The 10156-nt window shown below is 64.5% G+C and carries 10 protein-coding genes (1 of these 10 only partly in view); 3 read left to right on the top strand and 7 right to left on the bottom strand.

The features are described 5' to 3' along the window. Positions 1-674, bottom strand: the 5' portion of a protein-coding gene (locus tag RCAP_RS04585) for a phosphatidylserine decarboxylase (protein ID WP_080514577.1). It extends 193 nt beyond the left edge of the window; 674 of the gene's 867 nt are visible here — the first part of the coding sequence; the start codon lies at positions 672-674; its stop codon lies off the left edge, out of view. On the opposite strand from RCAP_RS04585, the gene RCAP_RS04580 reads away from it, so the two are divergent. Together RCAP_RS04580 and bfr are read left to right on the top strand one after the other, a co-directional pair. Continuing rightward, on the top strand, positions 673-915 hold the full coding sequence (locus tag RCAP_RS04580) for a (2Fe-2S)-binding protein (RefSeq protein ID WP_013066658.1): 243 nt from the start codon (positions 673-675) through the stop codon (positions 913-915). The genes RCAP_RS04585 and RCAP_RS04580 overlap by 2 nt on opposite strands. Positions 916-936: 21 nt before the next feature. Continuing rightward, positions 937-1422: a bacterioferritin gene (bfr, locus tag RCAP_RS04575; protein ID WP_013066657.1), complete on the top strand. Its 486-nt coding sequence runs from the start codon at positions 937-939 to the stop codon at positions 1420-1422. A 122-nt stretch (positions 1423-1544) separates the two neighbouring features. On the opposite strand, the gene scpA is transcribed toward bfr, so the two are convergent. The 6 genes from scpA to RCAP_RS04540 form a co-directional block, all read right to left on the bottom strand. Next, entirely contained in the window at positions 1545-3674 is a 2130-nt protein-coding gene (gene scpA, locus RCAP_RS04570; RefSeq protein WP_013066656.1) for a methylmalonyl-CoA mutase, read from the bottom strand. A gap of 90 nt (positions 3675-3764) precedes the next feature. Continuing rightward, positions 3765-5750, bottom strand: a complete 1986-nt coding sequence (locus tag RCAP_RS04565) for an acetyl-CoA carboxylase biotin carboxylase subunit (protein ID WP_013066655.1) — start codon at positions 5748-5750, stop codon at positions 3765-3767. 153 nt (positions 5751-5903) lie between these two features. After that, positions 5904-6113 (bottom strand): hypothetical protein, encoded by a 210-nt coding sequence (locus tag RCAP_RS04560; RefSeq protein WP_013066654.1) that lies wholly within the window; start codon positions 6111-6113, stop codon positions 5904-5906. A 328-nt stretch (positions 6114-6441) separates the two neighbouring features. Next, the gene (locus RCAP_RS04555; RefSeq protein ID WP_013066653.1) at positions 6442-6840 is read right to left on the bottom strand and encodes a hypothetical protein; all 399 of its coding nucleotides are present in this window, start codon (positions 6838-6840) and stop codon (positions 6442-6444) included. 427 nt (positions 6841-7267) lie between these two features. After that, the gene (locus RCAP_RS18295; protein ID WP_013066651.1) at positions 7268-7807 is read right to left on the bottom strand and encodes a DUF6497 family protein; all 540 of its coding nucleotides are present in this window, start codon (positions 7805-7807) and stop codon (positions 7268-7270) included. Between the two features lie 10 nt (positions 7808-7817). Then, complete coding sequence (locus tag RCAP_RS04540; RefSeq protein WP_013066650.1) at positions 7818-9350, bottom strand: acyl-CoA carboxylase subunit beta; 1533 nt, start codon at positions 9348-9350, stop codon at positions 7818-7820. Positions 9351-9526: 176 nt separating this feature from the next. Between RCAP_RS04540 and RCAP_RS04535 the strand changes: the two genes are divergently transcribed. Continuing rightward, positions 9527-9877: a DMT family protein gene (locus tag RCAP_RS04535; protein ID WP_013066649.1), complete on the top strand. Its 351-nt coding sequence runs from the start codon at positions 9527-9529 to the stop codon at positions 9875-9877. Positions 9878-10156: the final 279 nt, after the last annotated feature.

Here is a 10156-nt window from a genome sequence, read left to right as displayed (position 1 = left end):
CACAGGATGCGCCGGGCGACGAGCCCCGCGATCTGCACCACGCCGTAGCGCTGCCCCGAAGCCGTCTCGACCGCCAGCCCGTTGCGTTCGTTGTCAAGCGACGCCTTGTCGAGCGAAGCGTTCAGGAACAGCCCCTTGTGATAGGCGACCTTGGTGATCCGCCCCGCCAGCGGCAGCCGGTTCACATGGCAGTTGAAGACCGACATGAAGACCGAAACCCGGGTCATGGGTTGATCGCCCAGACCCAGCTCCGCCGGCGGCACCGCGGGTTGCAGCAAGGACACCACCCCGTCGGCGGGGGAGATCATCAGCCCCTCGCGCGCGGGCGTCACCCGCGGCGGATCGCGGAAGAAATAATAAACCCAGATCGTCAGGCCGGTGCCGATCCAGCCCAGCGGCTCCCACAGCAGAAACAGAGCCACCGTGATCGCCGCCGCGATGGCGACGAATTTGCGCCCCTCGGGGTGCATCGGCTTGACGAAAGTGGAAAGCATGGAAACGGACATTGCAAGCCTTTCTCGTTGGTCTTTCCGTTGCCGCTTCCTAGCGCAAGTTTCGCCGCAAGGAAACCGCTGCGCCTTGCCGCAACCTCCGGGCCATCCGTTACCCAAGAAAAAGACTCGGATTGACTTTTCCGACTGTTTCGCTAGGTAATTTCGCAACGGAGGCCCCATGATCGTCTGTCACTGCCAGCACATCACCCATCGCGACATCCATGCCGCCATCGACTGGATGCGGGCCTCGGACCGCTTCGCGCTGATCACCCCGGGCAAGATTTACCGCGCCTTGGGCAAACGGGCGGATTGTGGCGGCTGCATGCCGCTTTTCCTTGCCACGATGCAGGAAAATGCCAATCTTGGCGTGCCCGCAGAAGTTGCGCAGGTTCCGGCGGAGCTGCGCAACCTGCGCATGTAACAACAGGGAAAGGACGCAGCCATGAAAGGCGACGCAAAGGTCATCGAGTTTCTCAATGCGGCACTGCGGTCGGAACTGACCGCGATTTCGCAATATTGGGTGCATTTCCGGCTGCAGGAGGACTGGGGCCTCGCCAAGATGGCGAAGAAAAGCCGCGAGGAATCGATCGAGGAAATGGGCCATGCCGACAAGATCATCGCCCGGATCCTGTTCCTTGAAGGCCATCCGAACCTGCAGAAGCTTGACCCGCTGCGCATCGGCGAGGGCCCGCGCGAGACGCTCGAATGCGATCTGGCGGGGGAACATGACGCGCTGAAGCTTTACCGCGAGGCGCGCGATTACTGCGCCGAGGTGGGCGACATCGTCTCGAAGAACATCTTCGAAAGCCTGATCACCGACGAGGAAGGCCACGTCGATTTCCTCGAAACGCAGATCTCGCTTTATGACCGGCTCGGGCCGCAGGGCTTTGCGCTGCTCAATGCCGCGCCGATGGACGCGGCCGAATAAGCCCCGCACAAAGGTCAAAGGCGCCCCTCGCGGAGCGCCTTTTTCAGTAATCTTGCCCAAAATATCCCGGGGGGCCAAAGGCGGGGGGCAGCGCCCCCCTGCCCCGTGTCAGCTGCCCCGTGTCAGCCCCGCGCCGCGCGGATCAGATCCAGGATCTCGCGCGCCGCCGCCGGAATGTTGGTGCCCGGCCCGAAGATCGCCTTCACCCCGGCCGCTTTCAGGAAATCATAATCCTGCTGCGGAATCACCCCGCCGCAGATCACCAGGATATCCTCGGCGCCCTTTTCCTTCAGCGCCTCGATCAGCTTCGGCGCCAGCGTCTTGTGACCGGCCGCCAGCGAGGAAATGCCGACCACGTGCACGTCGTTGTCGACCGCATCCTGCGCCGCTTCCTCGGGGGTCTGGAACAGCGTGCCCACATCGACGTCAAAGCCGATATCGGCGAAAGCCGTCGCGATCACCTTGGCACCGCGGTCGTGACCGTCCTGCCCCATCTTCACGACGAGCATCCGCGGACGCCGCCCCTCGGCTTCGGCAAAGGCGTCCACATCGGCCTGGATCTGCGCAAAGCCCGCATCGCCCTCGTAGGCCGCGCCATAGACGCCCGAAAGCGTCTTCACCTCGGCGCGGTGACGGCCAAAGATTTCTTCCATCGCCATCGAGATCTCCCCCACCGAGGCCCGGGCCCGGGCCGCATCGACGGCCGCTTCCAGAAGGTTGCCCCCCTCTTTCGCGCGCCGGGTGATTTCGGCCAGAGCGGCCGCACATTTGGCTTCGTCGCGGCTCGAGCGCATCTGCGTCAGCCGGGCGATCTGGCTTTCCCGCACCGCCACGTTGTCGATGTCGAGAATGTCGATCGGGTCTTCCTTGGCCAGACGATATTTGTTCACGCCAACGATCACATCCTCGCCGCGGTCGATCGCCGCCTGACGCCGTGCCGCCGATTCCTCGATGCGCAGCTTCGGCATGCCGGTGGCCACGGCCTTGGTCATGCCGCCCATCGCCTCGACTTCCTCGATCAGCGCCCAGGCCTTGTCGGCCAGCTCCGCCGTCAGCGCCTCGACATAATAGCTGCCCGCCAGCGGATCGACGACCTTGGTGACGCCGGTCTCTTCCTGCAGGATGATCTGGGTGTTGCGCGCGATCCGGGCCGAAAATTCGGTCGGCAGCGCGATCGCCTCGTCAAGCGCGTTCGTGTGCAGCGACTGCGTGCCGCCCAGCGCCGCCGACATCGCCTCGTAAGCCGTGCGGATGACGTTGTTGTAGGGGTCCTGTTCCTGCAACGACACGCCCGAGGTCTGGCAGTGCGTCCGCAGCATCAGCGAGCCGGGTTTCTTCGGCTCGAATTCCGACATGATCCGGTGCCACAGCAGCCGCGCCGCCCGCAGCTTCGCCGCCTCCATGAAGAAGTTCATGCCGATGGCGAAGAAGAACGACAGACGCCCGGCGAAATCATCGACGTTCATGCCGCGCGCCAGCGCCGCGCGCACATATTCGCGCCCGTCGGCCAGCGTATAGGCCAGCTCCTGCACCAGGTTCGCGCCCGCTTCCTGCATGTGATAGCCGGAAATCGAGATCGAGTTGAACTTCGGCATCTCTTTCGAGGTGTATTCGATGATATCCGCAATGATCCGCATCGAGGGCTCGGGCGGATAGATATAGGTGTTGCGGACCATGAATTCCTTGAGGATGTCGTTCTGGATCGTGCCCGACAGCAGGCTGCGGTCCACGCCCTGTTCCTCGCCGGTGACGATGAAGTTCGCCAGAATCGGGATCACCGCGCCGTTCATCGTCATCGAGACCGAGACCTTTTCCAGCGGAATGCCGTCGAACAGGATCTTCATGTCCTCGACCGAATCGATCGCCACGCCGGCCTTGCCGACATCGCCGACGACGCGGGGGTGGTCGCTGTCATAGCCGCGGTGGGTGGCCAGGTCGAAGGCGACCGAGACGCCCTGTTGCCCCGCCGCCAGCGCCTTGCGGTAAAAGGCGTTGCTCTCCTCGGCGGTCGAGAAGCCCGCATATTGCCGGATCGTCCAGGGACGGCCCGCATACATCGTCGCCCGCACGCCGCGGGTGAACGGGGCGATGCCCGGCAGCGTGCCCATATGCGGCAGGTCGGCGGTGTCCGCTTCGGTGTAAAGCGGCTTGACCGCGATCCCTTCGAGCGTGTTCCAGGTCAGGCTCTCGGGCGCGCGGCCCTTGAGTTCCTTTTCGGCCAGCTTGCGCCAGCCCTCAATCTTGTCGGTCATGTGCGAGCCTCGTTTCGGGGAGCGAAGGCCGGGGGGGGCGCCCCCCTCCCGGCCGGTCCGTTCAGGTCTTTGGCAGGGAAGCCCCCGGCCTCATTCGAATTCCATGATGATGTCATCGACCTTCAGCGAGGCACCGGCCGCGCAGTTGATCTTTTTCACCACGCCCTTGCGCTCGGCCTTGAGGATGTTTTCCATCTTCATCGCCTCGACCGTGGCCAGCGCCTGACCTTCCTGCACTTCCTGCCCCTCCTCGACCGAGATCTTCACGATCAGGCCGGGCATCGGGCAAAGCAGGAATTTCGAGGTGTCCGGCGGCAGTTTCTCCGGCATCAGCGCCGCCAGATCATGCTGGCGCGGGGTGCGGACATGCACCTTCAGATCGGCGCCGCGCACCCGGATGCGGAAGCCCATCGGGATCTTGCCGACCTTCAGCACCAGGGGCTCGCCGCCCACCGTCAGCTTCGCCAGCGACTTGCCGGGCGTCCAGTCGCTTTCGACGCGCAGCGCGGTGCCATCGGCAAAGGTCACGGTCGAGCCCGCCTTGTCGGCGGCGATCTTCAGCGCGAAGCTTTCGCCCTGCAGGCTGACCACCCAGTCATCGCCGACCCGGCGCTCGTGGTTGCCCAGCGTGCCCGAAATCTTGGTGCGACGGATTTCCGCGACGCGGTTCATCGCGGCGGTGGCGGCGGCGACGCGCTTGAGCATGACCTCGCCCAGCTGCACGCCCTGGAAGCCCTCGGGATATTCCTCGGCGATGAAGGCCGTGGTGATCGAGCCCTCGACGAAGCGGTCGTGATCCATCACCGCGGCGCAGAACGGCAGGTTGTGGCCGATGCCCTCGACCTCGAACGTATCCAGCGCCAGCCGCATTTCCTCGATCGCGGCTTCGCGGGTCGGACCCCAGGTGCAAAGCTTCGCGATCATCGGGTCGTAATACATCGAGATCTCGCCGCCCTCATAGACGCCGGTGTCGTTGCGCACGATCCCGCCCGAAGCGGTCGGCCCTTCGACCGGGGGCTGGTATTTCGTCAGCCGCCCGATCGAGGGCAGGAAGTTGCGATAGGGATCCTCGGCGTAAAGGCGGCTTTCCATCGCCCAGCCGTTGATGCCGATATCTTCCTGCTTGAAGGGCAAGGGTTCACCGGCGGCGACGCGGATCATCATTTCCACCAGGTCGATGCCGGTGATCAGTTCGGTGACCGGATGTTCCACCTGCAGACGGGTGTTCATTTCAAGGAAGTAGAAGTTGCGGTTGCCGTCGACGATGAATTCGACCGTGCCCGCGCTGGTGTAGCCCACCGCTTTTGCCAGCGCGCAGGCCTGTTCGCCCATCGCCTTGCGGGTGGCGGGATCAAGGAAGGGCGAGGGCGCCTCTTCGATGACCTTCTGGTTGCGGCGCTGGATCGAGCATTCGCGCTCGTTCAGATAGACGCAATTGCCGTGCTGATCGGCCAGCACCTGAATTTCGATGTGGCGCGGTTGCGTCACGAATTTCTCGATGAAGATGCGGTCATCGCCAAAGGACGCCGCGGCTTCGTTCTTCGAGGACTGGAAGCCTTCACGCGCTTCCTCGGCGTTCCAGGCAATCCGCATGCCCTTGCCGCCGCCGCCCGCCGAGGCCTTGATCATGACGGGATAGCCGATCTGATCGGAGATCTTCACCGCTTCATCGGCATCCGCAATCAGGCCCATGTAGCCCGGAACGGTCGAAACACCGGCTTCCTGCGCCAGTTTCTTCGAGGTGATCTTGTCGCCCATCGCCTCGATCGCGGGGCTGGGCGGTCCGACGAAGATCACGCCTTCCTTTTCCAGCGCGGCGGCGAAATCCATCCGTTCCGACAGGAAGCCATAGCCCGGGTGGACGGCTTCGGCGCCGGTCTGGCGGATGGCGTCCATGATCTTGTCGATCACGATATAGGACTGGTTCGCGGGCGGCGGACCGATGTGGACGGCCTCGTCGGCCATTTTCACATGCAGCGCCTGCGCATCGGCATCGGAATAGACGGCCACCGTCTTGATGCCCATCTTGCGCGCCGATTTGATGACGCGGCAGGCGATCAGGATTTTCTTGAACATGGTCAGTCCCTTCCTCCGGGCGCGGATTGGCCCGCGCCCCCTTTCGTGATGTCATGTGCCGTCAAGGCGGGCGAAACGAAACGCCACCGAGGGGGGAACCCTCGGTGGCGGCATGCAGTGACGACCCGCGCAGGCGGGTGGATGTGGCCCGGCTCAGTAGCAGGGACCGCCGATACCGGCGTTGCAGGTCGCCCCACCGGCCAGCGCGCCAAGCGCGGCCCCGGCAACCATGTTCTGGTCGGCCGCATCGGCGATGATCGCCCCGGCCGCGCCGCCGGCAAGGGCGCGCTGACCTTGGGTTTCCATGCAGCCGGCAAGCGCCGAAGCCGCCACGAGAGCGAGAAGAAGGGAAGTGCTGCGCATGAGTATCTGCCTCCGACAGGGGTTATGATTACCCCAGAATCTAGCGCAGAAACGCGCCAGCACAACGGATAGTTCCGCTTGGAAGACCAGGCGACGGCCGCATCGGCAAGGCTTCGCCCATCCGGCCCGGTTGCGCGGAGCCAAAGGCGCGGCCCGACGAAAACGCCGGGCCGCGACCCCAAGACACTAACATGGAGGTTGGACGGCGCGGCTTCGAAACACGCCATCTGCATCCCGATATGGGGCGCCGATGCCGCATTGCCAGAGGCGCGGGCAAAAACCCCGCCGAAATAGGCGATTTTCTGCCGATATGCCGCCCGGACCCCGGTCATTCCCAGTCGTCCTCCGCCTCGTCCTCGTCCCAGTCGAAGGCGTCGGGATCGGCGAAAACCTCGGGGAAGCTGGCCTCGGCGCGCTTGCGGTCGATGCGCAGAAGCTGCTCGTAGCTGCAGGGATCGGCGGGTTCGCTGGCCCAGACGACCTCGCGGCCGATAAGCCAGGACAGCCGCCCGGCATCCAGATTGCCCCGCTCGAAGGGTTCTTCGCCGAAATGGTTCCAAAGCGCGGCCATGAAGCCCGCATCGGCGCGACGGTCCGCAGGCGCGCGGTCCTTGTAGCGCTCGCGGCGGACGATCTTGGTGGCGCCCTTCTTGGCATTGGCGCGACGGATGGTGAACTGGAAATCGGACCCGGGAAGACGCCCCGGGAAGCCACGGTGTTTCAGCATGATGTGCCCCTTTCCAGCGCGGGGTCGCACATCAGACCCGTCCCGCGCAAGCGCGGAACGGGCAGGCCGGGGGCATTGGGCTTGCCCTGCCCCCGAAACCGATTACTTGTATTTGCCGGTTTGCACCGGTTCGACGGTGACCGGAGCCACCGGCTCGGTTTTGGGCGCGCAAGCGGCCACGAAAGCGATCGCGACGAGGGCGAAGAGGACTTTGTTCGACATGGGTATCTCCTGTCAGGACCTTGGTGCGGGCGGAATGCCCCGCCCGTCGGGTCCTTGTCTGTCATTGTTCGGACCGGCTGATTCCGGTCGCGCGTCAACCTACCCCGGCCGTCAAGGGGGATGAAGCAAAAAGCGCGTGAACACAAAAGTTTCGGGCAAGCCGTAGCTTTCCCCCAACCCGTTGTGTCCTTGCGCGGCGTCGCCATCAGAAAAGCTCCCAGTGACAGGCCCCATCGGCGATGGAATAGGCCTCGAAGAATTGCACGGCGGTGTCGTCCGATGCCCCGAAGGGCACCACGCGGTCGGCCAGATCGAGGACAAGCCCGCCCGGCTGCGGCCCGTCCTTGGGCAGATGCGCCAGCGCGAAACCGTCGCACAGCGCCTGCAGGTCGGCCGAGGCCCTGTCCGGGCCATAGCCCGCCCCGGCCACCTCGGGCGCGACGAAGCGAAAGCGCAGCGTCAGCCCCAGCGGACCGGCCGCATCCATCCGGGTTTCAAGCCAGCGCGGCGCGATCCCCGAAGGCACCGCGAGCGGCGGCCCCGACGGCACGGGCAAGGGCCCGGTTTCCTGCACCGGCCCGAAAGCCGCATCCGCCCCGGTTCCGGCGGGCAGCGCGGGGGGCAGATCCGCCTCGACCGCCGCGTCCTCCTGGGCAGAGATGGGCCGGGCAAGCGCCGTCACAGCGAGGACGACCGCGATCGCCCCCCGCAAGGCTGTGCGCGCCTGCCCGGCCCCACGAAGCATTCCGCGCCCCTCAGAGCGGAATGTTGTCGTGTTTCTTCCACGGGTTGGCCAGCTTCTTCGAGCGCAGGCTCGCGAAAGCACGGGCCACCCGACGCCGGGTGGACGAGGGTTTGATCACCTCGTCGATGAAGCCGCGTTCGGCCGCCACGAAGGGGTTGGCGAAGCGGTCTTCATAATCCTTGGTGCGGGCGGCGATCTTGTCCTTGTCGCCCAGTTCGGAACGATACAGGATCTCGGTCGCGCCCTTGGCGCCCATCACCGCGATTTCGGCGGTGGGCCAGGCATAGTTGAAATCGCCGCGCAGATGTTTCGAGGCCATCACGTCATAGGCGCCGCCATAGGCCTTGCGGGTGATCACGGTGACTTTCGGCACGGTGGCCTCGCCATAGGCAAAGAGCAGCTTCGCGCCGTGCTTGATCACGCCGCCATATTCCTGGCCGGTGCCGGGCAGGAAGCCGGGCACGTCGACCAGCGTCAGGATCGGGATCTCGAAAGCGTCGCAGAAGCGCACGAAACGCGCGGCCTTGCGCGAGCTGTCGATGTCAAGGCAGCCCGCCAGAACCATCGGCTGGTTCGCGACGATGCCCACGGTCTGGCCTTCGATGCGGATGAAGCCGGTGATGATGTTGCCGGCGTAATCCTTTTGAATCTCGAAGAAATCGCCCTCGTCGGCGATTTTCGCGATCAACTCCTTCATGTCATAGGGCATGTTGGGGTTGGCCGGGATCAGCGTATCGAGGCTTTCCTCGATCCGGTCGACGGAATCGAAGAAGGGCCGCACCGGGGCCTTTTCGCGGTTCGAGAGCGGCAGGAAATCGATCAGGCGGCGGGTTTCCGCGATCGCCTCGACGTCGTTTTCATAGGCGCCGTCGGCGACCGAGGATTTCTTCGTGTGGGTCGAGGCGCCGCCCAGTTCCTCGGCGGTGACGATCTCGTTCGTCACCGTCTTCACCACGTCGGGGCCGGTCACGAACATGTAGGAGCTGTCCTTCACCATGAAGATGAAGTCGGTCATCGCGGGGGAATAGACCGCGCCCCCGGCACAGGGCCCCATGATCAGCGAGATCTGCGGCACCACGCCCGAGGCCATGATGTTGCGCTGGAACACCTCGGCATACCCGGCGAGCGAGGCGACGCCCTCCTGGATCCGCGCGCCGCCCGAATCGTTCATCCCGATCACCGGGGCGCCGTTCTGCATCGCCATATCCATGATCTTGCAGATCTTCTCGGCATGGGTTTCGGAGAGCGAGCCGCCAAAGACGGTGAAATCCTGGCTGAACACATAGACCATGCGGCCGTTCACCGTGCCCCAGCCGGTGACGACGCCATCGCCCGAGATGTGCTCGGCTTCCATGCCGAAATCGACGCAGCGATGCGCCTTGAACATGTCGAATTCCTCGAACGAGCCCTCGTCCAGAAGCAGTTCGATGCGTTCGCGCGCCGTCAGCTTGCCCTTCTTGTGCTGGGCCTCGATGCGCCGCTCGCCGCCGCCAAGCCGCGCCGCCGCACGCCGGCTTTCCAGCTCGCTCAGGATGTCTTTCATGGGGTCCCCTCCGAGAATTTCCGCGCAACCTATCGGAACGAAAGATTGTTACCAAGCGGATTCGGGAAAATTTGCAAATAATTCTCAGGCCGCCAAGTGCGAATTGCGATATTGCAAATAGACTGGAGTCGGCGCGCCCGGCGCGCTAGGAAAGCGCAGCCGTTTCGGAGCCGATCATGACCCTGCCTGCGCCGCTCGTCACCTTTCTTTTGCTGACCGCTTCGAATGTCTTCATGACCTTTGCCTGGTATGGGCATTTGCGTTTCAAATCGGCGCCGATGCTGGTGGCGATCGGGATTTCCTGGGGCATCGCCTTCTTCGAATATTGCCTGATGGTGCCCGCCAACCGCATCGGCTACGGCACGATGTCGGCGGCACAACTGAAAGTGATGCAGGAGGTGATCTCGCTCACCGTCTTTGTCGGCTTCAACACCTGGTGGCTGGGCGAGCCGCCGACCTGGCGGACGCTGGGCGGATTCGCCCTGATCATCGCCGGGGCGGCGCTGATCTTTTCGAACAAGGGCTGAGGGTTCTGACCGAGGCCATCGCCGAGGTCCACCGGAACGGCGGCCCCAAGACGACCGAGGGCCCAAAGGCCCTCGGGCAGCGCCCGCCCCGCCCATGGCGGGCGCTTCTCGCCCGCCGGGGCAGGCGCCGCCCTCTGTCGCACCCGGATCAGGCGGTCTTGCAAAGACGGGATCGCAACGGGCGGGGAAACGCGGATCGCGTTTCCTGTTCCGCCCCGCCCCGATCTTGTGACGCATACATTTTCCCCCGTGGACAAAATGACGCGCGCGGCCTAGCCG

This window comes from Rhodobacter capsulatus SB 1003 (genome assembly GCF_000021865.1).
GTDB classification, from domain to species: domain Bacteria; phylum Pseudomonadota; class Alphaproteobacteria; order Rhodobacterales; family Rhodobacteraceae; genus Rhodobacter; species Rhodobacter capsulatus_B.
This window is presented reverse-complemented; position numbering and strand designations above follow the sequence as displayed.

Excerpts from the sequence above, each read along its gene's own strand:
- RCAP_RS04580 (WP_013066658.1), top strand. The coding sequence starts at position 673 with ATGATCGTCTGTCACTGCCAGCACATCACCCATCGCGACATCCATGCC.
- RCAP_RS04535 (WP_013066649.1), top strand. The coding sequence starts at position 9,527 with ATGACCCTGCCTGCGCCGCTCGTCACCTTTCTTTTGCTGACCGCTTCG.
- RCAP_RS04540 (WP_013066650.1), bottom strand. The coding sequence starts at position 9,350 with ATGAAAGACATCCTGAGCGAGCTGGAAAGCCGGCGTGCGGCGGCGCGG.
- RCAP_RS04565 (WP_013066655.1), bottom strand. The coding sequence starts at position 5,750 with ATGTTCAAGAAAATCCTGATCGCCTGCCGCGTCATCAAATCGGCGCGC.
- RCAP_RS18295 (WP_013066651.1), bottom strand. The coding sequence starts at position 7,807 with ATGCTTCGTGGGGCCGGGCAGGCGCGCACAGCCTTGCGGGGGGCGATC.
- scpA (WP_013066656.1), bottom strand. The coding sequence starts at position 3,674 with ATGACCGACAAGATTGAGGGCTGGCGCAAGCTGGCCGAAAAGGAACTC.
- RCAP_RS04555 (WP_013066653.1), bottom strand. The coding sequence starts at position 6,840 with ATGCTGAAACACCGTGGCTTCCCGGGGCGTCTTCCCGGGTCCGATTTC.
- RCAP_RS04560 (WP_013066654.1), bottom strand. The coding sequence starts at position 6,113 with ATGCGCAGCACTTCCCTTCTTCTCGCTCTCGTGGCGGCTTCGGCGCTT.
- bfr (WP_013066657.1), top strand. The coding sequence starts at position 937 with ATGAAAGGCGACGCAAAGGTCATCGAGTTTCTCAATGCGGCACTGCGG.